Raw genomic sequence first — 23,616 nt, 5'->3', positions numbered from 1 at the left:
TCTTGAAATGGCGGCTTGGGCCACTCAACCGTTCAAAGCCCTTTGCAATGCCTCGGCCGCAAGGTTCACCACGTCCTTGACCATGGACGTCGGTGGGCAATAGGCACTCTCGAAGCTGGCCACGAACTCGTCCGCGCTCACGTCCTTGAGCACTGCGGCCGTCAGCCAATCGATACGGCCCGTTACCTCCTCTCCACCGACGATCTGTGCGCCCACTATGTTGCGAGTCTCCTGGTCAGCGAGCATTTTGACCGTGATGCTCTTGCCACCCGGGTAGTACCGGGCCCTGGTGAGCCCTGTCGCCCTTCCCTCGACGAGCTTGAGGCCATAGTACTCCGCCAAGCTCAGGGACAGCCCCGTCCCAGCCACCTGCATTTCGCCCAGATGGCTCACCCAGGGAGAAGCTACCGGGGGATAGCTCGCGCAGCCGCTCGCGGCGTTGATGCCGGCCACGCGCCCCTGCCGGACAGCTGCGGTCCCCAGCTGGTTCATGGTCGGTCCAGGCGTCACGGCGCTTTCGCACATGATCACATCCCCGGCCAGATACACATCCTTCACCAGACGGTTCTTGCGGTAGGGTTGAAGGGTGGCGCTCACTCGCACCGCTCCCAAAGCGCCGATCTCCAGCCCCATCATGCTCGGAAGCTCTAGGTTCGCCCGCACGCCGGTCGCCATGATCACCATCTGGCACTCTATCTCTTTGCCGGCGGCGACGACCCCCTCCACCTTGTCCTTGCCTCTGATGGCGGCTATTGGTGCGGACAATGCGATCTCGATTCCCTTCTTCTCACAGTGGTGCTGCACGAGAACGGCCATGTCCGGGTCCAGCAATCGGGGCACGACCTGGGGGAACATCTCCACCACCGTGACCTTCTTGCCCAGTCTGTTGATCGCCACGGCCATCTCCAGGCCGATCACTCCCGCTCCTGCCACCACCACGCTCTGAACCCGCTTCAGGGCGTTCTGTATCGCCTCTCCGTCGGCCAAGTTGTGAACGGTGAACACACCAGGCAGCTTCGCCCCCTCCACGGGAGGAACGAAGACGGTGCCCCCAGGGCAGAGGACCAGTGAATCATATGGGAGCTCTTCTCCGACCGAGGTGCGGAGCTTCTTCGAGTCCATATCGACTGCGATGACCTTGGTCGTGGTCTTGATCTTGATGCCACGCTCCTGCTCATAGAACTCCGGGGTATGCATGACGATCGACCGGAAGTCAGGGATCGATCCCTCGATGACGTACGGTATGGCACAGGGCGAGTAGGCCACGTACCTGTCCTCGGTGATTACTGTGATGCTCGCTTCGTGATCCTGTTCCCGTGCGGTCGATGCTGCGGTCATACCCGCCGCCCCCGACCCCACCACGACTATCCTCCTACCCATGGTGCCGACCCGGCGAGCGATTCCTGAGAGAGAACTTAAAGATTTGCTGGAAGGGCTGCCGGACAATGCTCGACCGAGCGAAGACAGGACGGTTCAAATAGGTCATGGGCTTCTACGAAAGGTCGTGAAGCAGGACCGCTCGCTTGAAGAGACCGACAGGACAGCGATGCCAGAGGCGCTCTGGAAAGAAGATGATGTCATCGACGGTCAGAGAGCGAGGGCCATGGTGCTCATCTTGCGCACCAGTGGCTGCTGGTGGTCGAAGAAGCTTGGATGCCTCATGTGCGGCTACAATCTGGCCAGCCGAGAAGGGATCGGAACCGAGCATATCCTTGCCCAGCTCCAGAACGCCGTGGGAAAGTATCAGGGAGAGGAGATGGTCAAGATCTACACCTCCGGCAGCTTCCTCGACCCCAAGGAGATACCGCTGGACGCGAGAGACCAAATAATCTCGGCCTTCGCGCCTGCAAAGCGCATCCTCTTCGAGAGCCGACCGGAGTTCGTCGTCCCAGAGGTTCTTGACTCTCTTCCGAAGGAGAAGGTGGAAATCGCTCTGGGCTTAGAAAGTTCGAACGACGATGTGCTTCGCAAATGCGTGCGCAAAGGGTTCCGCGTTTCCGACTACGTCCAAGCGGCTCAAGCCATTCGCGACCAGGGAATGCGGCTGCGCACCTACCTGCTCCTCAAACCGCCGTTCATGAGCGAGCGACAGGGGATGCTCGACGCCATCGCCTCCGCCAAGTTCTCTTCGCAGCATTCGCAGACCATCTCCGTGAACCCGGTCAACGTGCAAGCGGGGACGGAAGTGGAACGCCTGTGGAAAAGGGGCAACTATCGTCCACCTTGGCTCTGGTCTTTGGTGGAGGTCCTCAAAGAAGCCAAGCGATCGACAGAGGTGAGGGTGTTCTCTTCGCCTAGTGGAGCTGGAACCTCCAGAGGGGTGCACAATTGCGAGCATTGTGACCAAGAGGTGCTGCAGGCGGTCAAGCGCTTCGCCTTCAGCCAGGACCTGAAGGAGTTCGATGGATTGGATTGCGCCTGTCGCAGGGAGTGGGAGGCGCAGCTGAGGACGCAGGATGCCATGATGACCTCCGTCGACATCGAGCGCTACTTGGAGAACGAGCTGCCGCTCGTCTGATTTATCTAGCAATATGAAGATTCCATCGAGGGAGAACCATGGAATACGATCTGCGCAAGGGCCAGTCCGCTAAGCTGGAAGGCGAGGGACTCAGGACGATCATGTCCCAATGCTTCGGCAGGGTAGAGGAGAAGGACGGAAGAATGGTCAGCTCCTTTGGGGCGATCACCAAGGTGGAAGTGAAGCTGCTGGACAAGACGCGGATCGACGTTTCGGCAGAGATGAACAAGAGCGCTCCTGCGGACATCCAGCTCGAGACCATCAAGCGTTGGAACGCCTTCCTGGTGCAGGCGACCGGATTCACCTCCAAGGAAAGGGGCAAGCGAGCACATAAGAAGGCGAAGGAAGGAAAGCTCTAGGTCGCCGCGGACCTCACCGCCCGCCTATGCCAGGGGTGACGAGTTGGCACTCCCCCCCTCACCGATTAACTTATATATGGCTACCCTTATGCGACTTTGCTCAACGCGCTGAGGACGTTCGACCAGACACCATGGGCAATGCGACAGCAACCCTGTACCGTCCGCCAACCATTCTGGCAGGCGGGAACGGCGTCACGGTCGAAGGTTCACAAAGGACACTCTTTGAGGCGAGCGTTAGCAAACGAGAGTGTACTCTCTCGCAGAAGTGAGAGGGGGAACCATGTCAAACAAAAGACGTCCAAAGAAGGGATCGATGGCGTATTCGCCTAGGAAGCGAGCGAAGCGGCAGACCCCGAGACTCGATGCCTGGCCCGAGATCAACGAGGGACCGAAGGTACAGGGGTTCGCCGGATACAAGGCGGGCATGACGCACGCCTTCATCACGGACTTCCGCCCCCACAGCAACACCGCGGGGCAAGAGGTCCGTGTGCCTGTGACCGTTCTAGAAGTGCCGCCCATGAGAATCGCGGCCGTCCGCATCTATGAGAACACCCGCTACGGCCTGAGGACCGCGGGCGAGGTCTGGGCGAACCAATTCGATGCCACCCTGGCCAGGCTGCTGCCCCTCCCCAAGAAGGTGGAGGCGGAAAAGGCCTGGGAGAAGCTGAAGGGCGTGGATGTCGAGGACGTTCGCGTCCTGGCCTATACGCAACCCAAGCTGGTCAAGGGCGTGCCCAAGAAGAAGCCGGAGCTGATGGAACTGAGGATCGGCGGGGGCACCATGGACCAACGCATGGACTATGCCAAGGGCATCCTGGGCAAGGAAATCCAGGTCACAGATTTCACTAAGGACGGGGCGATGATCGACGTCGCCGCCGTCACCAAGGGCAAGGGCTTCCAGGGAGCGATCAAGCGCTGGGGCCTGAAGCTCTTGTCGCACAAGAACAGCAAACACCGCCGCATGGTTGGCAACCTGGGGCCCAAGCGCCCAGGCTACGTGAGGCCGACCGTGCCCCAGGCGGGACAGATGGGCTACCACCAGAGAACGGAGATGAACAAGCGCGTCATCAAGGTGGGAGAGAAGGGAGAGGAAGTGACCCCGAAGGGAGGATTCCTGCACTACGGGCAGGTCGTCAATGGTTATCTTCTCCTACACGGCTCGGTGCCGGGCCCGACCAAGCGCCTGGTCAGATTGAGAGATCCGGTGCGCAGGGGCGGCATCGTTCTGAAGGAGGCTCCAGTGGTGGCCTATCTCTCCATTGAGTCCAAGCAGGGGGCCTGAGAATGGCTGCGAAGAAAGGACAGGTCAATGTCTATTCGGTGAAGGGCGAGGTCGTGCGCACGACCCACCTGCCGACCGTTTTCGCCACGGCCTACAGACCGGACATGATCAAGAAGGCGGTCGTGGCCGAGGAGTCCAACCACCGCCAGCCCTATGGATCGATGCCTAGGGCCGGCGCGAGGCATGCGGTATCCACCTGGGGCAAGGGCCGAGGTGTGGCCAGAGTGCAGCGCTTGTCGCAGGGAGCGAAGGCCGCCGAGTCACCGAACAATGTCGGCGGCAGGCGCGCGTTCCCCCCGAAGGTGGATCGCTCCTGGGAGATGAAAGTGAACCGCAAGGAGCGGATCATGGCCCGATTCTCCGCCCTCGCCACCATGGCGAACGTGGAGATGGTCAAGGGACGCGGGCACCAGTTCAATGCGGAGGTGACCCTTCCGGTCATCTTCGAGGATTCCGTGGAGAAGCTGGGGAGCACGGCTGATGTTCTAGAGGCTTTGCAGAGCGTCGGACTTGATTCCGACGTAGAAAGGGCCAAGGACTCCAAGAAGGTCCGCCCCGGGAAGGGCAAGATGCGAGGCCGCCGCTTCAAGAAGGCTCGCGGTCTGCTCATCGTGGTCGCGGACCGGAAAGCGCCGATCTTCAAGAGCGCCTCCAACCTGGCCGGCGTGGAGATCGTTTCCCCAGAACAGCTGAACGCGGGGTTGCTGGCCCCGGGAGGAGCGGCCGGTCGACTGGCCGTGTTCTCCGAGGCCGCCCTGAAGAAGATAGGGGAGTGGTGAGAATGGTGAAACTAGAAGATGTCCTGTTGCACCCGTACGTGACGGAGAAGACCATGAACCATATGACCGGCACGCCCACCCAGGACTTCAAGGACGGCAACAAATTGGAGTTCATTGTCAAGAAGAACGCCACGAAGGCGGACGTGAAGGCTGCCTTCGAGAAGCAGTTCGAGGTCAAGGTGGCCAAGGTGTGGGTCAAGATCGGCAAGGAAGGAAAGCACGCGATCATCAAGCTCGCGGAAGGTTACTCGGCCGAGGACATCGGCATGAGGGTCGGGGTGTTCTGAGGTGAGATGAATGGGAAAACATCTCAGACAGCAGAGAAGGGGATGCGGTGGATCGGTCTACCGGTCGCCCAGCCACAGGCATTTGGGAAAGGCCAGGCACCCGGAGGGCGCGAGCCTGACCGGTCGCGTGACGGATATCGTGCACGCTCCAGGAAGGCTCGGACCCATGGCCGAGGTGGAATTCAACGGCAAGACCCAATTGATGTTGGCCGCCGAAGGAATGATGGTGGGGCAAGAGGTCCTCACGGGACCGAACGTACCCTTCACCGCTGGCAATGTGCTGCCCTTGGCGGCGCTGCCGGAAGGCACGTTGGTGCACAACATAGAGGCCAGGCCGGGGGACGGCGGGCGCTACGTGCGCACCTCTGGGTCCTCGGCCACGGTCGTCTCCCGGGGTGACAAGGTCGTGATGCTCATGCCCTCGGGAATGTTCAAGACCTTCGACCCCCGCTGTCGCGCCTCCATCGGCACCGTAGCCGGTGGCGGCCACACGGAGAAACCGTTCGGTAAGGCGGGCAACAAGTTCCACGCATACAGTTCGAGAAGCAAAGCGTACTTCAAGGTGAAGGGAGTGGCCATGAACCCGGTCAACCACCCGCACGGTGGCGGCTCTCATCCACATGTTGGCAAACCGAGCACGGTCAGCCGCAACGCTCCCCCTGGAAGGAAGGTGGGCAGGCTTTCCCCCCAGAAGAAGAAGAAGGAGAAGTGATCACGATGGCAGAGGAGAAACCGTTGGCGGGCACGAAGTCCTCCCGCAGGAAGCAAAGAAAGAAGAAGGGGGCGTTCCAGGGGCGCCGCAGGAAGGAATTCACCTACCGCGGCTTTACCATGGAAGAGCTCTTGGAGATGCCATTCGACGATGTCTTGGGCCTCATGCCCTCGCGCGTCCGCCGCACTTTCACCCGCGGATTGAACGAGGAGCAGAAGGTCACTTTCGACAAGATAGTGTCCGGTGAGATAGACGTTGTTCGAACGCATCGCCGCGACATCCCTATCATGCCCAATTTCGTGGGCAAGAAGGTGGCTGTGCACAACGGAAAGGAGTTCAAGGAGATCGAGATCAAACCGGAGATGATCGGGCACTACCTGGGCGAGTTCGCCATGACCCGCAAGTCCGTGAGGCACAGCGGACCGGGTGTCGGTGCGACCAGATCGTCCAAGTTCCTGCCGCTGAAGTGAGGTGAGAAAATGGTCGGATACACCCAACAAACGGACCCGGACACCACCGCACGAGCCATCGGCAAGGAGCTTCCCATCTCTCCCAAGTTCTCGAGGGAGATCTGCCGCATGCTGCGGGGAAAGAACGTGGCCGTGGCCATCACCATGCTGGAGGAGGTCGAGGCCCTGAAGAGGCCGGTCCCCATCCTTCGGTTCAAGGTGGGCGTGGCGCACAAGCGCGGGGTCGGCCCGGGCAGGTTCCCGCAGAAGGCCGCCAAGGCCATCCGGCAGGTCCTGGAGAGCGCCCGCGCCAACGCCGAGTACAAAGGCTTGGACGCGGACAACATGCGCCTGAGGGTGGTCGCTGCGCATCTGGGCCGGACCATCCCCGGACAGATGCCAAGGGCTTACGGCCGCAGCACCCAGTGGAACCAGCAGACCGTGAACATCGAGGTTATACTAGAAGAGGTGAAGTGAAATGGCCAATGAAAGGAAATTCATCACCGAGAACATCCGCCGGGTGTTGCTGAAGGAATACCTGATGAAGGCGGTGGACCGCGCCGGTTTCGGCGGGGTCGAGGTACAGCGCACGCCCATGGGTACAAGGGTCACGCTCATAGTCGAGCGACCGGGCATAGTCATCGGGCGGAAGGGCGCCGCGATCAAATCGCTCACCAACGCCATCGAGAAGGACTTCAAGTTCGACAACCCCCAGGTGGAGGTGCAGGAGGTCGACAACCCCAATCTCAATGCCCAGATCATGGCGGAGAAACTGGCTTTCGCGCTCGAGCGAGGCTGGCATTTCCGACGGGCGGGGCACAGCACTGTGCGCCGGGTCATGGACTCCGGGGCCAGGGGTTGCCACGTGGTCGTCGCCGGCAAGCTGACCGGCGAACGCCACCGCACGGAGAAGTTCAAAGAAGGCTACATCAAGTTCTGCGGCGAGCCGAAGCTGAAGTTCATCCGCAAGGGATTCGCCGTGGCCAAGCTGAAGCCCGGCGTCATTGGGGTCAAAGTGGAGATCATGGCACCTGATGCCCACCTGCCGGACGAGGTGGATATCATTTCGCTGGAGGACGCGGCCAAGCTCATGCCCGAGATGGCCGATCGCATCTTCGCCAAGGAGGAGGCCATCGTGGTCACAGAATCCCCCAAGGCGGAGGATGCGCCTGCGGAAGGAGACCAACCGGCCCAGCCGAGCTCCGAGCAGAAGGAAACGCCCCAGGATCAAGAGCAAAAGGAAGGTGCGAACTGATGGCGCTTCTCAGGACCAAGGAGATCAGGACGATGAACGCGGAAAGTCGCCAAGCGAAACTGAGCGAGCTCCGCGCTGAACTGATGCACGAGAGAGGAACGGCGGCGATGGGCGGTGCGCCCGCCAACCCGGGTAGGATTCGCGCTTTGAGAACGAACATTGCCCGAATCTTGACCGTCCAGAGGGAGGAAGAGAAGTAATGGCTGAGATTTGCTCCGTATGTGGACTGCCCAAAGAGCTGTGCATGTGCGAGGAGATCGCCCGCGAGCAGCAGACCGTGAAGATCAGCACCGACAGCCGGCGCTATGGGAAGGTGGTGACGATCGTCAGTGGTATCGACTCCAACGACATCGACATCGACGACCTGGCGCGCAAGCTGAAGACCAGGTGCGCTGCCGGCGGCACCGCGAAAGATGGCAAGATCGAACTCCAGGGCGAACACAAGAAGAAAGTGCAGCAGGCCCTGGAAGAGATGGGCTTCAAAACCGAAGTCAGATGATGAGGAAATGAAGAAGAGTGAGTTCATGAGGAAAGAGTTCGTCGGCCTGGAGGTTGAGGTATCCTCATCCCGCCACCCTGCGTATCTGGAGATACGAGGGATAGTGGTAGGCGAGACCAAGAACACGTTCCAGATCGACACGGCCGGCCGAGAGGTCACCGTCCCCAAACCGGGGAACGAATTCCGTTTCACATACGAGGGCGAGAAGATCGCGGTCCAAGGCTCTGAGATTCAGCACCGACCAGAGGACCGAATCAAGAAGATAAGGTGATCCAATGAAGAGCGAGGTCAAGGACATCGGGATCGACGTCAAGGCTCCCCAGACCGTCTGCACCGACATGCACTGCCCATTCCATGGCAAGCTGTCCGTGCGCGGTCAGATGATCGACGGCGTCGTCGTCTCGGACAAGATGAAGAACACCGCCGTGGTGGAGCGCAATTACCTGAACTACGACTCCAAGTACGAGCGTTACGTGAAGAAGACCAGCCGATACTCGGCGCACTGCCCCCCCTGCCTGGGAGTGAAGGTAGGCGACGCAGTGAGATTGGCGGAATGCCGCCCGCTGAGCAAGACGGTCTCCTTCGTCATAATCGAGAAGAGGTGAACACCATGAAGGGCATCGCAGGCAATCAGACCCGCGGCATCATGACCGGCACCATGCTGGATGTCATAGACAACAGCGGGGCCAAGACCATCAGCGTCATCGCCGTGCCGGGATACCATGGTGTCACCCGGAGACAGCCTTCGGCCGCGGTGGGCGACATCATCGTCGCCTCCGTGAAGAAGGGTACTCCGGAGATGCGCAGGCAAGTGGTTCGCGCCATCATCGTCAGGCAGAGAAGGCCTTTCCGACGCCCGGATGGCACGATGGTCGCGTTCGAGGACAATGCCGCGGTCATCACCACCGAGGAAGGAGAGACCAAGGGAACGGACATCAAAGGGCCGGTGGCCCGTGAGGCGGCAGAGCGCTGGCCTCGCATCGCCGCCACCGCGTCCATGATCGTGTGAGGTGACCAAATATGAAGAGCAAGCAAGCAAGGAAGCAGCGCAAGGCGCAGTACAATGCCCCGGTGCACATCCGCCGGAAGATGGTCGCCTCCCACCTGAGCGAGGCGCTGATGAAACAGTACGGGCGCCGCTCGACACTGGTCATCCATGGCGACATGGTTCGCGTCATGCGGGGGGATGAGGGCGTGTTGGGCATAGAGGGCAAGGTCACCAAGGTCAACACCAAGACCGGACGGCTGATCATCGAAGGCATCACCATGCCCAAGGCGGACAACACGCAGAAAGCCCGCCCCGTGCACGCCTCGAACGTTATAATCACCAAGCTGGAACTCAAAGACCCGCGAAGGAAGGCAAAGCTCCAGCATACTCAGGAGGTCTCGCAATGAGCAACGACATGAAGCGGATGACCGCTCCCCGGAGCTGGCCAGTGGCGAAGAAGACGAGCACCTGGATAGCGAAGCCCCGTGCCGGCCCTCATGGGCTGCAAGACGGCATGCCCATCGCCTTGGTGTTGCGCGAGGTCCTGGGCGTGGCGGACACGGCCCGGGAAGCGAAACGCATCCTTGGCGACAGACAGGTGAAGGTGGACGGGCGCGTGGTCACGGACTACAACTTCCCCGTGGGCCTGATGGACGTGGTGTCACTGCCCAAGGTGGACCAGCACTACCGCATGGTCATGGACCGAAATGGCAAGTTCCGACTGATGAAGCTGACAGAGGGCAAGCAAACCTGGAAGCTGTGCCGCATCGAGGGGAAGACCACCGTTTCCGGTGGCAAGACGCAGCTGAACCTGCACGACGGCCGCAACCTGCTGGTGGGCAAGGACAGCTACAAGGTCGGGGACGTGCTCAAGATCGAGGTCCCCAGCCAGAAGATCCTGGACACCTACAAGTTGGCCAAGGGCAGCACGGTCATGATCACCGGCGGCTCGAACGTCGGCGACCTGGCGGTCATCGAGGAGTACGTGGTGAAGCGCACCACCGCGCCTAACGTGATCAGGTTCAAGGACGGACGATCGACGGTGAAGCACAACGTCTTCGTGGTAGGCAACAAAGGACCTGAAGTGGAGCTTCCGGAGGCGAGCGCGCTATGAGCGAGATCATGAGACAGCCACGGATCCACAAGGTGGTCGTGAACATCGGAGTGGGCGATGCGGGCGAGCGCCTGGAGAAGGCGCAGAAGGTCCTGCAGATGCTCACCAAGCACAAACCCCTGGTCACCCACGCCAAGATCACCAATCGGGACCTGGGCGTAAGGGAAGGCATGCCCATCGGCTGCAAGGTCACCTTGCGCGGAAAGGAGGCGGAGGATTTCCTCCGTCGGGCGCTGTTCACCAGGGAGAACAAGATCGCAAGCTACTCGTTCGACCCCGAGGGCAACCTGTCCTTCGGAGTCCCGGACTACACCGAGTTCGACGGCATGAGGTACGACCCGGAGATTGGCATCTTCGGCATGGACGTCAACGTGGTCATCGCCCGCCCTGGCTACAGGGTGACGAGGCGCAGGGTGCTCAAGCGCAGTCTGCCCAAGGAGCACAGGATGACCCGTACGGAGGCCGTCAAGTTCATGCGCGACCGTTTCAACGCAGAGGTGATGGAGTGAAGCCAAAGAAGCAGTTCGGCCGCTCAAAGGGCTGCACGCGCTGCGGTAGGAAGAGGGGCATCGTGAGGAGGTACGGCATGCATCTATGCCGCCAGTGCTTCCGGGAGATCGCTCCGCAGATTGGATTCAAGAAGTATTCGTGAGGTGAGAAGAATGCAAAGCGATCCCCTAAACGACGCGATGTCAACCATCAAGAACGCATCGACGGTCGGCAAGTCGGAGTGCGTCATCCGGCCCTCCTCCAAGCTCATCGGGCGTGTGCTCAAGGTGATGCAGGAGTCGGGCTATATCACGCAGTTCGAGTTCGTGGAGGACGGCAAGGCGGGCGTGTTCAAGGTCATGCTGCAGGGACAGATCAACAACTGCGGCGTCATCAAGCCCCGCTACTCCGTGAAGAAGACGGACCTGGAGAAGTTCGAGGCGCGCTATCTGCCCGCCCAAGACTTCGGCGTCATCATCCTCACGACCACCGCAGGTGTCATTAGCCACGCTAAGGCGAAGGAGCTGGGAGTGGGAGGCAAACTCCTGGCATACGTGTACTGAGGCGATGCACATGACCATAAGCGGAATCATCGAAGAGAAGGTGGAGATCCCCAAGGGCGTGACCGTCCAGATCGACGGCGCCGCCGTCACTGTCAAAGGCAAGGTCGGCGAGCTCAAGCGGAGCTTCGTCCACCCCAAGGTGAAGATCGGCGTGAAGGAAGGCAATGTAGTGGTCAGCGCCCAGTACCCCCGGGTGAAGGACAAAGCCACGGTGGGCACGTTCGCGTCCCACATCCAGAACATGATCGACGGCGTGCAGGGAGGTTTCGAGTACCACATGAAGATCGTGTACTCCCACTTCCCCATGAAGGCCACTGTGAAAGGTGATAAGTTCGTCATCGAGAACTTCCTGGGCGAGAAGGCCCCCAGGCACGCGGACATCTTGCGCCAGACCAAGGTCACGGTGAAGGGCAACGAGGTCGTCCTCCATTCCATAGAGCTGGAGGCCGTGTCCCAGAGCGCCGCCAACATCGAGCGCGCCTGCAAGATCAGAGGCTTCGACCCGCGGGTGTTCCAGGACGGCATCTACATCGTGGAGAAAGCAAGGAAGGTGAAGGCATGAGCCCGGCCAAGAAGGATATCAAGGACATCGCTGACCTGCCCTACTACAAGGACGAGCACGGAGAGGTGCTCAAGGGCATGGGCATCGAGACCCTGGAACAGCTGTACGAAGCGCTGAGCGACGAGGAACGCTTCCAGGAGATCGTTGAGCAGAAGAAGCTCAAGGGCATCGGCCAGAAGCATGCCAACCATTGGATAGAGGTCATCGAAGAATCCCTGGGTACCGAGGCAGAGGCCGAGGGGCCCAGCGAGGAAACGAAGAAGACCGAGGCCCCCGCCCCCAAGGCCAGAAAGAAGAAGAAGGAAGTGGAAGAGGAGCCGAAGACGGAGATCGAGGAGCCGACGGCTGAGGTCGTGCCAGAAGGAGGCTACGTCACCAAGCTGAAGCCGGAGCTCGATGACCGGACCAAGGACCTCCTAACCAAGCGTCAAGAGATCGATTCTCGCCGCCCAGCGTTCCGGAGGCAGGAATGGTTCCGATTCCAGCGCCTGGGCGAGAAATGGAGGAAGCCAAGGGGCATCCACTCCAAGATGCGCCGCCACTACGGCTATCGCCCGCCCGTCGTCAGCATCGGCTACCGCGGCCCGAAGGAGGTACGCGACTACCACCCCTCTGGTTTCCGCGAGGTGATGGTGCACAACGCGGCCCAGTTGGAGAAGGTGGACCCGAAGAAGGAGGCGGTGCGCGTGGGCGGCACCGTAGGCTATAAGAAGAGGCTCGTCATCGAGAAGCGCGCTGACGAGCTGGGCATCAGGATACTCAACCGGACGGGATAGACATGGACCTGAAGAACCAGAAGCGAATGGCATCCGAGATCCTCGGTTGCGGAAAGAGCCGGGTCTGGATAGACCCGAACCGCGCGGAGGACGTGGAGGATGCCATCACTCGAGCGGATATACGCACCGCCATCGAGTCCGGGACCATACGCGCACTCCCCAAGCAGGGCGTATCCCGTGGAAGGACCAGATACAAGCTGGACCAGAGAAGCAAGGGGAGAAGGCGCGGACCGGGCAGCAGGAAGGGCACTTCCGGCGCGCGCAAACCGACCAAGAGGAATTGGATACAGACCATCCGCCCCATCAGGCAGGAGCTTCGGCAGCTGCGGGACGACGGCAGGATAACTCGCTCCGTCTACCGCAGCTTCTACATGAAGGCCAAGGGCGGGCAGTTCAAGAACAGGAAGAACCTGCTCTCGCATCTTCAGACCGAAGGTCTGCTGAAGGAGGTCAAGTAAATGGCAAGCGGACCACGTTACAAAGTGGCCTTCCGCCGCCGGCGGGAAGGCAGAACCGACTACAGACAGAGAGCCAGATTGCTCCGGGCCAGGATTGCCCGGGCAGTGGTGCGCACCTCTTCTAGGCACACTAGCGTGCAGCTTGTGCAGTACGACGCCCAAGGAGACCGGGTGCTGGCATCGGCCCACTCCCGCGAACTCATCGGGCTTGGCTGGAACAAGTCCACCGGCAATCTACCGGCCGCGTACCTCACCGGGTACCTGGCAGGCATGAAGGCCAAGGCGAAGGGAGTGGATGAGGCGGTGCTGGACATAGGGCTCAAGGAGCCAGTGAAAGGCGCGGCTTGCTTCGCGGTACTCAAAGGCCTGCTGGACGCGGGCGTGAAGGTCCCACATGGAGAGGAGGTCATCCCCTCTGAGGACCGGATCAAGGGCAAGCACATCGGCCCGGAGATGGAGAAGCTCATAGAGGAAGTCAAGAACAAGATGGAGGTCGAGTGAAATGGATTGGACCCCTAAGACCAGGCTGGGCAAGATGGTGCTCAACGGAGAGATAACCACCATGCGTCAGGCCCTGGCGACCAAGCTGCCCCTCAGGGAGGCGGAGATCGTGGACATCCTGCTGCCGGACCTGAAGGACGAAGTGATCGATGTCAACATCGTTCAGCGCATGACCGATTCCGGCCGGAGGGTCAAGTTCCGCATCACCTGCGCCGTCGGCAACGGGGACGGGTTCGTGGGCATCGGTCGGGCCAAGGGAAAGGAAGTTGGCCCATCGATACGGAAGGGTATAGACAACGCCAAGCTGCACATCATCGAGATCAAGCGTGGATGCGGCTCGTGGGAATGCGGATGCGGCACCCCGCACTCGTTGCCAATGGAAGTGATGGGCAAGGCCGGGAGCGTGGAGGTCTACCTGAAGCCAGCGCCCCGCGGCATATCTCTTGCCGTCGGCGACGTGGCCAAGAGCATCCTGGTGCTCGCTGGAGTGAAGGATTCCTGGGGATTCGCCAAGGGTCACACCAAGACCACGGTGAACTACGCCATCGCTACCTTCGAGGCACTGAAGGCCACCTCAGCGATTCGGGTCACAGAGGCTCAGGCCCAGCGCCTGAAGATCGTCTCCGGACCGGTGAGCGTGCACGTGGCTCAGCAGAGGGTAGAGGTCGTTAAGGCCGATGAAGCTCCCGCTAAGGAGGGATGATCACATGGCATATGCTATCATCCGGGTCCGCGGCCACGGGGACGTGCGCGCGGACATAGAGGACACCATGCAACTGCTCAACCTCACCCGCCCGAACCACTGCGTCATCGTGCCGGAGAACGACTCCACCCGGGGCATGCTCTACAAGACCAAGGACTACGTGACCTGGGGCGAAGTGGACGAGAACATGCTGGCAAAGATGATCAAGTTCCGCGGTCGACTGGAGGGCGACAAGCCCATCGACGACGTCTCGGTCAAGGAGCACTCCAAATACACCTCGATAATCGCCCTGGCACGGGCGCTTAAGAAGGGCGAGACCGCCCTTTCCAAGCTGGACGGCTTCAAACCAGTGCTCAGGTTGAGCCCTCCGCGCAAGGGATACGGCAAGGTCAAGCGCTCCTTCCAGGTGGGCGGAGCGGTGGGCTATCGTGGCAAGGAGATAAACGAGCTCATTGAGCGAATGTTATAATAGCAACTATACCTTTGAGGGGACGAAATGCCAAGCAGGACAAAAAAGTTCAGGGGGTCCAGGACCCACGGCCGGGGAAAGAAGGCCGGAAGGGGCGCCGGCCTCCGAGGCGGTCGTGGCAACGCCGGACTGCACAAGCACAAGTACATGTTCGTGCTCAAGTTCGATCCTGACCACTTCGGCCGACATGGGTTCAAGCGGCCGCAAGAGGTCGTTTCGGCCAAGATCACCATGAACGTGGGTGACATGGACGAGAACATCAGCAAGCTTCTTTCCGACGGTTACGCCCAAAAGAAGGGCGACAGGACGGTCGTGGACCTGACCAAGATGGGGGTGGACAAGCTCCTTGGCTTCGGGCAGGTCAGCGGCAAGTACGAGATCGTCGTGGCCGAGAGCTCGGAGAAGGCGAAGCAGAAGGTCGAGGGAGCGGGCGGGGCAATCGTGCAACCGCAGTAGTGACCGTGTGATACCATGGCCGAAGAGAAGAAGAGCCTCCTGTACAAGTTCAAACCCTTGACGGACAGGATCCCCGCGGTGGCCAAGCCGGAAGGGCACGTGCACTTCCGGACCAAGATGCTGTGGGTCATCATCATTCTGGTCTTCTACTTCGTCATGACAAACGTTTTCATCTACGGCCTGGACCAGGCGAACACTCTGGACCTTTTCGCCCAATACCGGGCCATTCTTGCCGGTGCTCAGGGTTCGCTGATGCACCTGGGCATCGGTCCGATAGTCACGGCGAGCATCATCATGCAGCTGTTCGTCGGCGCCAAGATCATCAAGCTGGACCTCACGAACTCGGACGACAAGGCGGTCTACCAGAGCTCACAGAAGTTCCTGGTCCTCATCATGATCCTCGTGGAGGCCGTGCCCCAGGTGTTCGGTTACCTGGTGCCCTCTACGGGCTTCGTCAGCGGGCTGGACCATGCCCTAGGAGCGGGTTCGATGATCGGCGGCGCGGAAATGGCCAAGATCATCATCGTGCTGCAGCTGTTCATTGGCTCATACCTGGTGTTCCTCATGGACGAGGTGGTGTCCAAATGGGGCATCGGTAGCGGCATATCGCTCTTCATCGCCGCCGGAGTAGCGGAGGCTATATTCACCGGAACGCTCAACTGGAACCCGTCTCAGGCAGGTGTGCCGTTGAGCCTGAGCAATCCTCCGGCTGGCACGATACCCAAAACGTTCTACATATTGCACGAAACGCCTGCTTCCGGGCTGACCGGAGGTGGTTATGAGCGCATCATACTGGCCAATCCCAATCCAGTGGTCGCGCTCATCGGCACGATAGCTATCTTCCTCTTCGTAGCTTACGTCGAATCGATGCGCATCGAGCTGCCCTTGGCCCACGGCACCGCTCGAGGGGCAAGAGGTCGCTACCCGATCAAGCTGCTCTACGCCTCGAACATCCCGGTCATCCTCATGTCCGCGCTGTTGGCGAACATCAGCATGTTCGCCCTGCTGTTATGGACATCCAGTTCCCTGCAGGGACTGCCGCTCATCGGCCATCAGTGGTGGCTGGGCTTCTATGATCCGGGAACGACCTCTCCGGCCGGAGGTCTCGCCTGGTATCTCTCGGCCCCGAGAGGACTGGCCGACTGGCTCATGCCCGCCCTCAGCCCAGATAGATATGGCTATCTGGCTCTCGGGCACAACGGCTTCCAGATAGCAGCGCGTGTCGTTACCTATATGACGGTCATGGTGCTCGGCTCCATCCTCTTCGCCAAGTTCTGGATATCCACCACGAACATGGGACCGGAAGCGGTAGCTAAGCAGATCGAATCGTCGGGACTGCAGATCCCTGGCTTCAGGCGCGATCCCAGAGTGCTCAAGCGGGTGCTGGAACGATATATTCCTGTGGTAACGGTGATATCCGGAGCCACGGTAGGCATACTGGCGGCCGTAGCGGACCTAGTGGGAACGGTGGGTAACGCCTCCGGCACGGGAGTGCTGCTGACCGTCGGTATCCTCATTCAATTCTATGAGGCCATCAGCCGGGAGCAGATGATGGAGATGCATCCAGTGCTTCGCCAGTTCTTCGGGGGTGAATAGGCATGACGGAAACACCCGCTCCTTCGAAATCGATCGGAGGTCCGAGCATGTCCCGTTTCGCCACCATATTCGCTCTGGTGCTGGCGATGTTCGTGCTCTTCGACCCGACGCTGCGCTCTGCGTTGGGAGCGTTGGTAGGGTATGGGTTGGAGCCGCTCATCGGTTTCGGCGGCAAGTATCCGGTGTTCACGCTCTTCCTGGCAGGCATCGTCATGACCGGATTGACGGTGGTGGTGCGCCACTTCTTCACCGACTATGTGGAGCAGGCGGAAAGCCAGAAGATAATGAGCGCCTTCAACCAGGAGCTGCGCAAGGCGCGCCTGGAGAACAACACCTTCAAGACCAAGAAGCTCATGGAACAGCAGCCCCAGATCATGCAGCGCTCGCTCAAGAACTCCACCGCGCAGCTGAAGTTGCTGCCGGTGACCATGATCGTGGTCGTGCCCATCTTCGCCTGGATAGCGGTCTTCATGACCCATGTCTGCAGCCCCATTATCGCTGTACCATGGTCCTTTAGCGTGGATCTCAACGCCACAACCGTCTTCTTCCCCAACTGGGTTTTGCTCTACTCTCTGGCGAGCATTCCCTTCGGACAAGTGCTGGCACGTTCCTTGCGCTACTATGATTTCAGAAAGCGCCTCAACGAACTTGCGGCAGGTAAGGTATGAGAATCACCATCAGCGGCCCCCCCGGTTCTGGAAAGACCACGGTGTGCATGCTTCTGGCCCGGAGATTGGGCGCGGAGTGCCTCATCTCAGGCACCTTCTTCCGGGAGATGGCAAAAGAATCGAACCTCAGTCTGGCGGAGTTCGGAAAGCTGGCGGAGAACGATCCTAAGTATGATCGCATTGTGGACGAATCGATGCTCTCCCGCGCCCTCGCTCTCCAGAACGTCGTTGTGGAAGGTCGGCTGACCGGACATCTCTTGAGCAAGAAAGACCCGTCCGCATTCAAGGTCTATCTGGACGCGGCGCCGAACGCACGGGCGGAACGTATCAAGGAACGAGAGAACGAAGATATCCAGAGGATCAAGGATGAGATGTTGGAGCGGGAGAATTGCGAGGCGCGTCGCTACAAGCAATACTACGGCATCGATATCAACGACAAGAGCGTGTACGATCTTGTGGTCGATTCCTCGCATCGGACACCGGAGCAGGTGGTTGACCTCATCATGAAGAAGCTGGAGGTATGGCCACGGCGCGCATGATCGTGAAGGACCGCGATCCCCTCATCACCCCGTTTGGCAAGAAGCCCTCGGAGCGGAGCGTGGAAGAACTACTTCAAGCGGGCATCATCAATCTCGACAAAACATCCGGACCGACCTCGCACCAGGTTACCGCTTGGGTGCGGGACATCCTGCAGGTGAGCAAGATCGGTCATGGGGGCACTTTGGACCCGAAGGTCAGCGGCGTCCTGCCGATCGCTCTGGGAAGAGCGACCCGTGGCACCGACCTCGTCCTCCGCTCGGACAAGGAATATGTCTGCGTCATGCGCCTGCATCGCGACGTCCAGCCGGAGAAATTGAAAAGGATCATGCTCACTTTCGAGGGCGATATCTTCCAGGTGCCGCCGGTCCGGTCCGCGGTCAAGCGCCAGATGCGCATCCGCCGGGTACATTCCCTACGCATCCTGGAGATGAGCGGACGGGATGTCCTCTTCCGGATGCAATGCGACGCCGGTACCTACGTGAGGACGTTGTGCGTGGACGTGGGCGATGCCCTGGGCGTGGGCGCGCACATGGAGGACCTCCGCCGCGTGCGCTCTGGTGGCATGAAGGAAGAGGACGCCGTGCAACTGCAGGACCTCAAGGATGCCTTTGTCTTCTGGAAGCAGGGCGAGGGTAAGTGGCTGCGGAAGATGATCTGGCCCATGGAGATCCTCCTCGATCCCTTTCGCAAGATCGTGGTCAAGGACAGCGCGGTGGACGCCCTCTGCCACGGCGCCGACCTGGCGGCGGTGGGCATCGTCCGCCTGGAAGAGGGCATCACCAAGGGCGAAACGGTCGCTTTCGTTTCTCTCAAAGGAGAAGGGGTGGGCATGGGCATTGCCCTCATGTCCTCGGAGGAGATGTCTCGGGCCAGGGAAGGCATTGCCGCCAGTACCGAGCGGGTGTTCATGGACCCCAGCACCTATCCTAAGATGTGGGAGACCTCGGCGCCTCGGATAAAGGCTGCTCCAGAAGACACGGAGAAGATGGACTGATCTTACCACCGACGGTCGTGCTTCAGAACTCACTCAGGGAGCGCTGGTTCCTCGTCATCGATTGCGCATCGATGCCCAACCGTCGGCGTATCTCCATGGCCAGTTGCTTATCGAAGCCGTGCTGCACGAAGACCTTGGACGGTGAACACGCTTTCGTGAACTGCAGCAGCTCCTCGAAGTCCGCATGGTCGGAGATGGCGAAGGCCTCGTCCGTCTTCATCGCATACCGGTAGGAGCGGTCCAATGCCCAGCCCGAAACCGCGGCGGTGCGAAGCTTCCTATTGCGCCAGTATGCAATCAGGCTGGAGTCCTTGACGTTGGTGGGGCAGATCATCAGGAAGGGTTCCTTCGCCGCTTCCTTCGAGTACGGCCGGTACCTGAGAGCGTGCTCCGCACCTTCCTCCTCCACCAATCGGGTCATGTTGAGCACCGTTCCATACAGGTAAGGCTCGAAATCCTCCAGCATGCGCAGCAACGTCTGCGACTTCCCCAGAGGATAGGCGAAGAGCGCCACCGAATATCCTTGGTTAAGAGAGTCGCGGACCCAGTCGCGCAAGACGTCGGCCATCTCCTCCGTGGGCGGGAAGACGTAGGAAGGCGAGCCGTAGGTCGATTCGATGACCAGGATGTCCGTGCTGATCGGTCGAGCTCCCTCCAGGCCGTAGCGGTCCCGGGGGCACATATCACCTGTATAGAGCAGGCGTTTGCTCCCATCCACCAGGAACATCGTGGAACCGGGAATGTGCCCAGAACTGTGCATCTGCACCTGCTCGCAGCTCGCGGCCTCGATGTTCCGACCCACGCGCTCCGAAGCGCAGCGCAGGGTCGTCGGAGATGCTATGGCCTTGCTCTCCTCGAAGCTCCTGGGAAGATGGTCCGAATGCGCATGCGAGATGCAGTTCACCGCCCCCGCCTCGATGCGCCGGGGATCGAACCTCACCTCCCGTGGGCCGCTGAACTCGATACCGTTACCCAGGCGCACCTGGAGCGCATCCCCTTCCATCTAAGCGACCAATGGAGGCTCCCCTATTTACTTGCACCGCATACCCGGCTGGAAGTGGGCGAGCTTCATCCGGATAGGGCCTTCAGCGTCCTCAAGGCATTGAGGGTGACCCATTTGCTCTCCCTCCCGTTGCGCTCGATGGAGGTGATGAAGCGCCCCTCGAAGCGGTTCTCCTGCCTCCATCGCCCGTCCTCGCCCTGTTTGGATAGAACCGCCTCGACCGTCTCGCGCATCCTCTCGTCCCTGATGCCTAGTCTCGCCAGGATCCATAGTATCTCGAGGACATCGGTGTTCCATATCAGGGGGAAGCCGAGGTTCAGCCACTCTTTCCTGGAAACCTCGACCAGGTCAGGCGGCTTCCTGAATATATGCTGGGCCAGGATGTACTCAGCCCCCTCCTCGATCCTCGCCCTCATCTCCTTGGTCCTCGCCCCTTCGGGCACCTCCGCCAAGGCCTTGAGGGATTTGACCGCCCCGGAGCGGCAGGTGTGATCGCGCCAGCAACGCTCGTAAAGGTATGGCCAGACCCTTGGGGCCCGGGAGACCAGCTCGTATCTCTGATAGGTCGTGATCCAATCCAACGCCTTCTTGACGCGCCGGTCCTCGCCATACCCTAGCTGGATCAGACTGAAGGCCATATTCCCTGTGAGACAGGACAGGACTTGGCCCTTTCTCCCCCCGGCCTCTACGCTGCCCATGACCGAGAACCCGCCCGAGGCCCGCTCCTGGCTCCAGCGCAGGACGAACTCGCAGGCTGCTTTGACCCTTGCATCTTCGGGGTCAGCGGAAAGCTCCGCCAGGAGGATGAGATTCCAGACCGTCCCCTTGTACTTGGACCTCATGTAAAAATCCTCGGGCCTCCCCCAGTGGCCCTCTGGGCGCTGCTTGGCCAGGACCCTGGGGACCATGCCCATCTCCATTATCCGCCGCCTCGCCTCGGACAGCTCCTCGTCGCTCTCCCTCCTCCCCAGCAGGTCCTTTAGCGCCAGATAGCGGACGGAAGGGTTGTCCTCATTCAAGAGCCAGTCAGTCGAGTCACCCTTGACCCGCGCCATCCAATCCGTCATTCTCCTCGCCCCCAAGATTCTTGGCCGGGGATGATAATGCATTCGCTCGGCGAGCTACGACCTTGAGAAGGTTGAAGTACGCCCTGGCCCGTTCGATTGTCCGTGACCGCCCCAGAGGAGAGAAAGGCCAACGCCAGCGGCTACCTCCTGCTTCTCTTGGGAATCCCGCTCATCATCCTCGGCTGGACGGTGGTCCTGGAGGGTTACGCATCCTCCAACGACATGTTCCTCTACATGATGCTGTTGCAGGTGGCGGGGATAGTATTGGCTTTCTTGGGGCTACGCATCATCTTCGACCCCAAGCGCAGGAACGCGCCCGCTCCATCCGACTACAACGAGTTCTCCGTGGTCTGCGAACGCTGCGAGAAACCGATACCATCGGACGCGAAGAAGTGCCCGAACTGCGACAACCCCATCGAATGGGACTGAACGGTGGCTTATCGAGAGAAAGAATATTATCCATTGAGAACCATTGAATTGATGTTCTGAGAGCGGAGGTGTACCATGACCCGCGAGGACGATGAGGAATACGAGAGCGAAGATGACTTCAAGAACGACGATTGGTTCAAGGAGAACTACCTCGACCTGATCGAGGAGCACCCCCGTGAATGGATCGCCGTCTCGGAGCAGAGACTGATATGCACCGGGAGCACGCGCATCGAAGTGGACGACAAGGCGCGCGAGCTGCTGGGCGAGAAGGAGTACTCCATCTACTTCGTCCTGCCCGTGGACATGGCCACGGACGTGGGCTATGCCAGGCGTTGATCAGACATATGTTCCGCAACATCGGCGAAGGAAAACTGCACTACGAGGTCCGAGGTGAGGGCCATCCCATCCTCATGCTGCACGGCTTCTCCCTCGACAGCGCGGTCATGCTGGGCTGCCTGGAACCCCTCTTCTCCTTCAAGAAGGGATGGAAGCGCATCTACGTGGACCTGCCAGGCATGGGCGAATCACCACGCATCCCGGGCGTCAATGACTCCGACGAGATGCTGGACGTGATGGTGCGCTTCGTGGACAACCTGCTGCCAGAGCAGAGCTTCGCCATCGCCGGGGAATCGTACGGCGGCTACCTGGCCCGCGGCCTGCTGCGGGAGCGCATGGAATCGGTTAAGGGCATGCTGCTCATCTGTCCGCTGGTCTTCGCCTCCCCGTCCAAGCGCGAACTCCCGCATAAGAAGGTGCTGGTACAAGAGGAAGGCATCCTAGATAGGGCGGGCAAGGCGGCGCAGGGGTTCTCGGACATCGGCGTCGTGCTCAGCCAGGACACTTTGGACCGTTACTGGAAGGACGTCATGCCTGGCAAGACATCGGGAGATCAGCGGTTCCAGCAACAGCTGTTCGAGAACGGATATGCGTTCAGCTTCGATGTGGACGAGATCTCGCATCCCTTCCATCACCCTGCGCTCGTTCTCGCGGGAAGGCAGGACCATGTCGTGGGATACCGGGACGCCTGGAAGCTGCTGGAGAAGTACCCCCGCGGCACGTTCGCGGTGCTCGATCGCTCCGGGCACAACCTGCAGTTCGAGCAGGTGGGACTCTTCGACGCATTGGTGAGCGAGTGGCTCGATCGCGTGGATGAGGCGTGGAACGCCCCCGAATCCAGACGAAACTGAGGGGCCTCGTGGCATCTGGCTCACTTTCGGATATCTCCCCCCTCCACCCCTTTATAACCTGAGGGACAAAGAGGGAAGCGGGGAGGCAGATGAACCAATATGCTGAAGCGATCGCCCCGGAACTAGTACCCTCGGTCCTGGAGGAAACGGAGCCTCCGATGGCGGAGCTTAGGCCGAGGACCGTGGGCACGTCCATCGCTGCCCTGGACGATTTTCTGGGCGGGTTCTCGTCCTCGCAGGTGACGCTGGTGGACAGTTCCGACCGCCTCCTCTTCGACCTGGTGCACCTGCTCAGCGTGAACCACGTGATGCGCGAGGGGCAGGAGGTGGTGTGGGTGGACGGGGGCAATTCCATCAACCCCTACGCCCTGGCGGGCATCTGCAAACGCTTCCGCGTCGATGCCCAGGAGGTCCTGGACAGCATCAATGTCTCCCGAGCGTTCACCGCCTATCAGCTCGTCACCTTGATAGAGGAGATGATGGAAGCGGAGGTGCGCCGCTCCCGCGCCGGCATGCTGGTCGTCTCCTGCTTCCCGGACCTGTTCCAAGATAAGGACATGTGGTGGTCCGAGTCCTTCCAGCTCATGAAGCGCTGCATCTCCTCGATACAGGACATCACTCGAAGATACGGATTGATCACCTTGGTCACGAACTTCGGCCTGTCGAAGCTGCTCTACAAGAAGAGCCTGCGCAGCCTGATGTACTCTTCCGCGGACCGGGTGCTGCGCATCGAGGACGCGCGCTCCGCCTTGCGCCTGACACTGGTCAACGAAGGCAGGCAGATGCTCTATCATCCAGTGCCTTACTACCAGCGCACCTTGGACGAGTTCGGGTGAACCGCGCAATCCTGTTGCTAGCGCGTCGAATCATTGCTAAATACCAGGGTCGATGTAGCAAAGTGCGAGAGTGACCG

General features: G+C 60.4%; 37 protein-coding genes. 34 read left to right on the top strand and 3 right to left on the bottom strand.

The features are described 5' to 3' along the window. Positions 1–24: 24 nt before the first annotated feature. Complete coding sequence (locus tag NT137_05510; GenBank protein MCX6652794.1) at positions 25–1,380, bottom strand: FAD-dependent oxidoreductase; 1,356 nt, start codon at positions 1,378–1,380, stop codon at positions 25–27. A 124-nt stretch (positions 1,381–1,504) separates the two neighbouring features. On the opposite strand from NT137_05510, the gene NT137_05505 reads away from it, so the two are divergent. The 30 genes from NT137_05505 (at position 1,505) to NT137_05360 (ending at position 19,017) form a co-directional block, all read left to right on the top strand. Continuing rightward, positions 1,505–2,518: an archaeosine biosynthesis radical SAM protein RaSEA gene (locus NT137_05505; protein ID MCX6652793.1), complete on the top strand. Its 1,014-nt coding sequence runs from the start codon at positions 1,505–1,507 to the stop codon at positions 2,516–2,518. A gap of 38 nt (positions 2,519–2,556) precedes the next feature. Continuing rightward, entirely contained in the window at positions 2,557–2,877 is a 321-nt protein-coding gene (locus tag NT137_05500) for a DUF5611 family protein (protein ID MCX6652792.1), read from the top strand. Between the two features lie 280 nt (positions 2,878–3,157). Then, entirely contained in the window at positions 3,158–4,159 is a 1,002-nt protein-coding gene (locus tag NT137_05495; GenBank protein ID MCX6652791.1) for a 50S ribosomal protein L3, read from the top strand. A 2-nt stretch (positions 4,160–4,161) separates the two neighbouring features. After that, on the top strand, positions 4,162–4,938 hold the full coding sequence (gene rpl4p / locus NT137_05490) for a 50S ribosomal protein L4 (protein ID MCX6652790.1): 777 nt from the start codon (positions 4,162–4,164) through the stop codon (positions 4,936–4,938). 2 nt (positions 4,939–4,940) lie between these two features. Continuing rightward, positions 4,941–5,225, top strand: a complete 285-nt coding sequence (gene rplW / locus NT137_05485) for a 50S ribosomal protein L23 (protein ID MCX6652789.1) — start codon at positions 4,941–4,943, stop codon at positions 5,223–5,225. Between the two features lie 10 nt (positions 5,226–5,235). Next, entirely contained in the window at positions 5,236–5,937 is a 702-nt protein-coding gene (locus tag NT137_05480; GenBank protein ID MCX6652788.1) for a 50S ribosomal protein L2, read from the top strand. A 5-nt stretch (positions 5,938–5,942) separates the two neighbouring features. Continuing rightward, entirely contained in the window at positions 5,943–6,407 is a 465-nt protein-coding gene (locus NT137_05475; protein MCX6652787.1) for a 30S ribosomal protein S19, read from the top strand. A 9-nt stretch (positions 6,408–6,416) separates the two neighbouring features. After that, positions 6,417–6,863 (top strand): 50S ribosomal protein L22, encoded by a 447-nt coding sequence (locus NT137_05470; protein MCX6652786.1) that lies wholly within the window; start codon positions 6,417–6,419, stop codon positions 6,861–6,863. Position 6,864: 1 nt separating this feature from the next. Next, positions 6,865–7,641 carry a 30S ribosomal protein S3 gene (locus NT137_05465; protein MCX6652785.1) on the top strand — a complete coding sequence of 259 codons (777 nt, stop codon included), beginning with the start codon at positions 6,865–6,867 and terminating at the stop codon, positions 7,639–7,641. Beyond that, a complete protein-coding gene (rpmC, locus tag NT137_05460; protein MCX6652784.1) occupies positions 7,641–7,841 on the top strand; it encodes a 50S ribosomal protein L29 in 201 nt (66 codons plus the stop codon). Before NT137_05465 ends, rpmC begins: the two co-directional genes overlap by 1 nt. Next, positions 7,841–8,140 carry a stress response translation initiation inhibitor YciH gene (gene yciH, locus NT137_05455; protein MCX6652783.1) on the top strand — a complete coding sequence of 100 codons (300 nt, stop codon included), beginning with the start codon at positions 7,841–7,843 and terminating at the stop codon, positions 8,138–8,140. Before rpmC ends, yciH begins: the two co-directional genes overlap by 1 nt. 7 nt (positions 8,141–8,147) lie before the next feature. Beyond that, on the top strand, positions 8,148–8,411 hold the full coding sequence (locus NT137_05450) for a ribonuclease P protein subunit (protein ID MCX6652782.1): 264 nt from the start codon (positions 8,148–8,150) through the stop codon (positions 8,409–8,411). A gap of 4 nt (positions 8,412–8,415) precedes the next feature. Beyond that, positions 8,416–8,745: a 30S ribosomal protein S17 gene (locus NT137_05445; protein MCX6652781.1), complete on the top strand. Its 330-nt coding sequence runs from the start codon at positions 8,416–8,418 to the stop codon at positions 8,743–8,745. 5 nt (positions 8,746–8,750) lie between these two features. Beyond that, entirely contained in the window at positions 8,751–9,149 is a 399-nt protein-coding gene (locus tag NT137_05440) for a 50S ribosomal protein L14 (GenBank protein ID MCX6652780.1), read from the top strand. Between the two features lie 11 nt (positions 9,150–9,160). Beyond that, positions 9,161–9,535 (top strand): 50S ribosomal protein L24, encoded by a 375-nt coding sequence (rplX, locus tag NT137_05435; protein ID MCX6652779.1) that lies wholly within the window; start codon positions 9,161–9,163, stop codon positions 9,533–9,535. After that, positions 9,532–10,242 carry a 30S ribosomal protein S4e gene (locus NT137_05430; GenBank protein MCX6652778.1) on the top strand — a complete coding sequence of 237 codons (711 nt, stop codon included), beginning with the start codon at positions 9,532–9,534 and terminating at the stop codon, positions 10,240–10,242. Before rplX ends, NT137_05430 begins: the two co-directional genes overlap by 4 nt. Then, positions 10,239–10,751, top strand: a complete 513-nt coding sequence (locus NT137_05425) for a 50S ribosomal protein L5 (protein ID MCX6652777.1) — start codon at positions 10,239–10,241, stop codon at positions 10,749–10,751. The genes NT137_05430 and NT137_05425 overlap by 4 nt, the downstream gene beginning before the upstream one ends. Next, positions 10,748–10,894 (top strand): 30S ribosomal protein S14, encoded by a 147-nt coding sequence (locus NT137_05420; protein ID MCX6652776.1) that lies wholly within the window; start codon positions 10,748–10,750, stop codon positions 10,892–10,894. Before NT137_05425 ends, NT137_05420 begins: the two co-directional genes overlap by 4 nt. A gap of 10 nt (positions 10,895–10,904) precedes the next feature. After that, positions 10,905–11,294, top strand: coding sequence for a 30S ribosomal protein S8 (locus NT137_05415; GenBank protein ID MCX6652775.1), 390 nt, complete (start codon positions 10,905–10,907; stop codon positions 11,292–11,294). A 10-nt stretch (positions 11,295–11,304) separates the two neighbouring features. After that, positions 11,305–11,856 carry a 50S ribosomal protein L6 gene (locus NT137_05410; protein ID MCX6652774.1) on the top strand — a complete coding sequence of 184 codons (552 nt, stop codon included), beginning with the start codon at positions 11,305–11,307 and terminating at the stop codon, positions 11,854–11,856. Next, positions 11,853–12,632: a 50S ribosomal protein L32e gene (locus NT137_05405; protein MCX6652773.1), complete on the top strand. Its 780-nt coding sequence runs from the start codon at positions 11,853–11,855 to the stop codon at positions 12,630–12,632. The genes NT137_05410 and NT137_05405 overlap by 4 nt, the downstream gene beginning before the upstream one ends. 2 nt (positions 12,633–12,634) lie before the next feature. Beyond that, positions 12,635–13,090: a 50S ribosomal protein L19e gene (locus tag NT137_05400; protein ID MCX6652772.1), complete on the top strand. Its 456-nt coding sequence runs from the start codon at positions 12,635–12,637 to the stop codon at positions 13,088–13,090. Then, positions 13,091–13,591, top strand: coding sequence for a 50S ribosomal protein L18 (locus tag NT137_05395; protein ID MCX6652771.1), 501 nt, complete (start codon positions 13,091–13,093; stop codon positions 13,589–13,591). Between the two features lies 1 nt (position 13,592). After that, positions 13,593–14,294 carry a 30S ribosomal protein S5 gene (locus tag NT137_05390; GenBank protein MCX6652770.1) on the top strand — a complete coding sequence of 234 codons (702 nt, stop codon included), beginning with the start codon at positions 13,593–13,595 and terminating at the stop codon, positions 14,292–14,294. A gap of 4 nt (positions 14,295–14,298) precedes the next feature. Then, positions 14,299–14,763 carry a 50S ribosomal protein L30 gene (locus NT137_05385; protein MCX6652769.1) on the top strand — a complete coding sequence of 155 codons (465 nt, stop codon included), beginning with the start codon at positions 14,299–14,301 and terminating at the stop codon, positions 14,761–14,763. A 27-nt stretch (positions 14,764–14,790) separates the two neighbouring features. After that, entirely contained in the window at positions 14,791–15,219 is a 429-nt protein-coding gene (locus tag NT137_05380; GenBank protein ID MCX6652768.1) for an uL15 family ribosomal protein, read from the top strand. Between the two features lie 15 nt (positions 15,220–15,234). Then, positions 15,235–16,815, top strand: coding sequence for a preprotein translocase subunit SecY (gene secY, locus NT137_05375; GenBank protein MCX6652767.1), 1,581 nt, complete (start codon positions 15,235–15,237; stop codon positions 16,813–16,815). A gap of 2 nt (positions 16,816–16,817) precedes the next feature. Next, positions 16,818–17,483 (top strand): EMC3/TMCO1 family protein, encoded by a 666-nt coding sequence (locus NT137_05370; GenBank protein MCX6652766.1) that lies wholly within the window; start codon positions 16,818–16,820, stop codon positions 17,481–17,483. Further along, the gene (locus NT137_05365) at positions 17,480–18,022 is read left to right on the top strand and encodes an AAA family ATPase (protein MCX6652765.1); all 543 of its coding nucleotides are present in this window, start codon (positions 17,480–17,482) and stop codon (positions 18,020–18,022) included. Before NT137_05370 ends, NT137_05365 begins: the two co-directional genes overlap by 4 nt. Continuing rightward, on the top strand, positions 18,004–19,017 hold the full coding sequence (locus NT137_05360) for an RNA-guided pseudouridylation complex pseudouridine synthase subunit Cbf5 (GenBank protein MCX6652764.1): 1,014 nt from the start codon (positions 18,004–18,006) through the stop codon (positions 19,015–19,017). Before NT137_05365 ends, NT137_05360 begins: the two co-directional genes overlap by 19 nt. 22 nt (positions 19,018–19,039) lie before the next feature. Here NT137_05360 and NT137_05355 read toward each other — a convergent pair whose 3' ends face one another. Together NT137_05355 and NT137_05350 are read right to left on the bottom strand one after the other, a co-directional pair. Further along, complete coding sequence (locus tag NT137_05355) at positions 19,040–20,020, bottom strand: MBL fold metallo-hydrolase (protein MCX6652763.1); 981 nt, start codon at positions 20,018–20,020, stop codon at positions 19,040–19,042. Positions 20,021–20,085: 65 nt separating this feature from the next. Then, a complete protein-coding gene (locus NT137_05350) occupies positions 20,086–21,087 on the bottom strand; it encodes a hypothetical protein (protein MCX6652762.1) in 1,002 nt (333 codons plus the stop codon). 102 nt (positions 21,088–21,189) lie between these two features. Between NT137_05350 and NT137_05345 the strand changes: the two genes are divergently transcribed. The 4 genes from NT137_05345 (at position 21,190) to NT137_05330 (ending at position 23,539) form a co-directional block, all read left to right on the top strand. Then, entirely contained in the window at positions 21,190–21,516 is a 327-nt protein-coding gene (locus tag NT137_05345; protein ID MCX6652761.1) for a hypothetical protein, read from the top strand. Positions 21,517–21,591: 75 nt separating this feature from the next. Next, positions 21,592–21,852 carry a DUF5678 domain-containing protein gene (locus NT137_05340; GenBank protein ID MCX6652760.1) on the top strand — a complete coding sequence of 87 codons (261 nt, stop codon included), beginning with the start codon at positions 21,592–21,594 and terminating at the stop codon, positions 21,850–21,852. Then, positions 21,849–22,703 (top strand): alpha/beta hydrolase, encoded by an 855-nt coding sequence (locus NT137_05335; protein ID MCX6652759.1) that lies wholly within the window; start codon positions 21,849–21,851, stop codon positions 22,701–22,703. Before NT137_05340 ends, NT137_05335 begins: the two co-directional genes overlap by 4 nt. Positions 22,704–22,792: 89 nt before the next feature. Beyond that, the gene (locus NT137_05330) at positions 22,793–23,539 is read left to right on the top strand and encodes a hypothetical protein (GenBank protein MCX6652758.1); all 747 of its coding nucleotides are present in this window, start codon (positions 22,793–22,795) and stop codon (positions 23,537–23,539) included. Positions 23,540–23,616: the final 77 nt, after the last annotated feature.

It is taken from the genome of Methanomassiliicoccales archaeon (assembly GCA_026394375.1).
Lineage (GTDB): Archaea > Thermoplasmatota > Thermoplasmata > Methanomassiliicoccales > UBA472 > JAJRAL01.
The sequence above is the reverse complement of the archived record's forward strand: the minus strand, read 5'-3'. Positions and strand labels throughout refer to the sequence as shown.

Bases quoted from the DNA above. Each gene is read 5' to 3' on its own strand.
- NT137_05510 (MCX6652794.1), bottom strand. From the start codon at position 1,380: ATGGGTAGGAGGATAGTCGTGGTGGGGTCGGGGGCGGCGGGTATGACC.
- NT137_05500 (MCX6652792.1), top strand. From the start codon at position 2,557: ATGGAATACGATCTGCGCAAGGGCCAGTCCGCTAAGCTGGAAGGCGAG.
- NT137_05495 (MCX6652791.1), top strand. From the start codon at position 3,158: ATGTCAAACAAAAGACGTCCAAAGAAGGGATCGATGGCGTATTCGCCT.
- rpl4p (MCX6652790.1), top strand. From the start codon at position 4,162: ATGGCTGCGAAGAAAGGACAGGTCAATGTCTATTCGGTGAAGGGCGAG.
- rplW (MCX6652789.1), top strand. From the start codon at position 4,941: ATGGTGAAACTAGAAGATGTCCTGTTGCACCCGTACGTGACGGAGAAG.
- NT137_05480 (MCX6652788.1), top strand. From the start codon at position 5,236: ATGGGAAAACATCTCAGACAGCAGAGAAGGGGATGCGGTGGATCGGTC.
- NT137_05475 (MCX6652787.1), top strand. From the start codon at position 5,943: ATGGCAGAGGAGAAACCGTTGGCGGGCACGAAGTCCTCCCGCAGGAAG.
- NT137_05470 (MCX6652786.1), top strand. From the start codon at position 6,417: ATGGTCGGATACACCCAACAAACGGACCCGGACACCACCGCACGAGCC.
- NT137_05465 (MCX6652785.1), top strand. From the start codon at position 6,865: ATGGCCAATGAAAGGAAATTCATCACCGAGAACATCCGCCGGGTGTTG.
- rpmC (MCX6652784.1), top strand. From the start codon at position 7,641: ATGGCGCTTCTCAGGACCAAGGAGATCAGGACGATGAACGCGGAAAGT.
- yciH (MCX6652783.1), top strand. From the start codon at position 7,841: ATGGCTGAGATTTGCTCCGTATGTGGACTGCCCAAAGAGCTGTGCATG.
- NT137_05450 (MCX6652782.1), top strand. From the start codon at position 8,148: ATGAAGAAGAGTGAGTTCATGAGGAAAGAGTTCGTCGGCCTGGAGGTT.
- NT137_05445 (MCX6652781.1), top strand. From the start codon at position 8,416: ATGAAGAGCGAGGTCAAGGACATCGGGATCGACGTCAAGGCTCCCCAG.
- NT137_05440 (MCX6652780.1), top strand. From the start codon at position 8,751: ATGAAGGGCATCGCAGGCAATCAGACCCGCGGCATCATGACCGGCACC.
- rplX (MCX6652779.1), top strand. From the start codon at position 9,161: ATGAAGAGCAAGCAAGCAAGGAAGCAGCGCAAGGCGCAGTACAATGCC.
- NT137_05430 (MCX6652778.1), top strand. From the start codon at position 9,532: ATGAGCAACGACATGAAGCGGATGACCGCTCCCCGGAGCTGGCCAGTG.
- NT137_05425 (MCX6652777.1), top strand. From the start codon at position 10,239: ATGAGCGAGATCATGAGACAGCCACGGATCCACAAGGTGGTCGTGAAC.
- NT137_05415 (MCX6652775.1), top strand. From the start codon at position 10,905: ATGCAAAGCGATCCCCTAAACGACGCGATGTCAACCATCAAGAACGCA.
- NT137_05410 (MCX6652774.1), top strand. From the start codon at position 11,305: ATGACCATAAGCGGAATCATCGAAGAGAAGGTGGAGATCCCCAAGGGC.
- NT137_05405 (MCX6652773.1), top strand. From the start codon at position 11,853: ATGAGCCCGGCCAAGAAGGATATCAAGGACATCGCTGACCTGCCCTAC.
- NT137_05400 (MCX6652772.1), top strand. From the start codon at position 12,635: ATGGACCTGAAGAACCAGAAGCGAATGGCATCCGAGATCCTCGGTTGC.
- NT137_05395 (MCX6652771.1), top strand. From the start codon at position 13,091: ATGGCAAGCGGACCACGTTACAAAGTGGCCTTCCGCCGCCGGCGGGAA.
- NT137_05390 (MCX6652770.1), top strand. From the start codon at position 13,593: ATGGATTGGACCCCTAAGACCAGGCTGGGCAAGATGGTGCTCAACGGA.
- NT137_05385 (MCX6652769.1), top strand. From the start codon at position 14,299: ATGGCATATGCTATCATCCGGGTCCGCGGCCACGGGGACGTGCGCGCG.
- NT137_05380 (MCX6652768.1), top strand. From the start codon at position 14,791: ATGCCAAGCAGGACAAAAAAGTTCAGGGGGTCCAGGACCCACGGCCGG.
- secY (MCX6652767.1), top strand. From the start codon at position 15,235: ATGGCCGAAGAGAAGAAGAGCCTCCTGTACAAGTTCAAACCCTTGACG.
- NT137_05370 (MCX6652766.1), top strand. From the start codon at position 16,818: ATGACGGAAACACCCGCTCCTTCGAAATCGATCGGAGGTCCGAGCATG.
- NT137_05365 (MCX6652765.1), top strand. From the start codon at position 17,480: ATGAGAATCACCATCAGCGGCCCCCCCGGTTCTGGAAAGACCACGGTG.
- NT137_05360 (MCX6652764.1), top strand. From the start codon at position 18,004: ATGGCCACGGCGCGCATGATCGTGAAGGACCGCGATCCCCTCATCACC.
- NT137_05355 (MCX6652763.1), bottom strand. From the start codon at position 20,020: ATGGAAGGGGATGCGCTCCAGGTGCGCCTGGGTAACGGTATCGAGTTC.
- NT137_05350 (MCX6652762.1), bottom strand. From the start codon at position 21,087: ATGACGGATTGGATGGCGCGGGTCAAGGGTGACTCGACTGACTGGCTC.
- NT137_05340 (MCX6652760.1), top strand. From the start codon at position 21,592: ATGACCCGCGAGGACGATGAGGAATACGAGAGCGAAGATGACTTCAAG.
- NT137_05330 (MCX6652758.1), top strand. From the start codon at position 22,793: ATGAACCAATATGCTGAAGCGATCGCCCCGGAACTAGTACCCTCGGTC.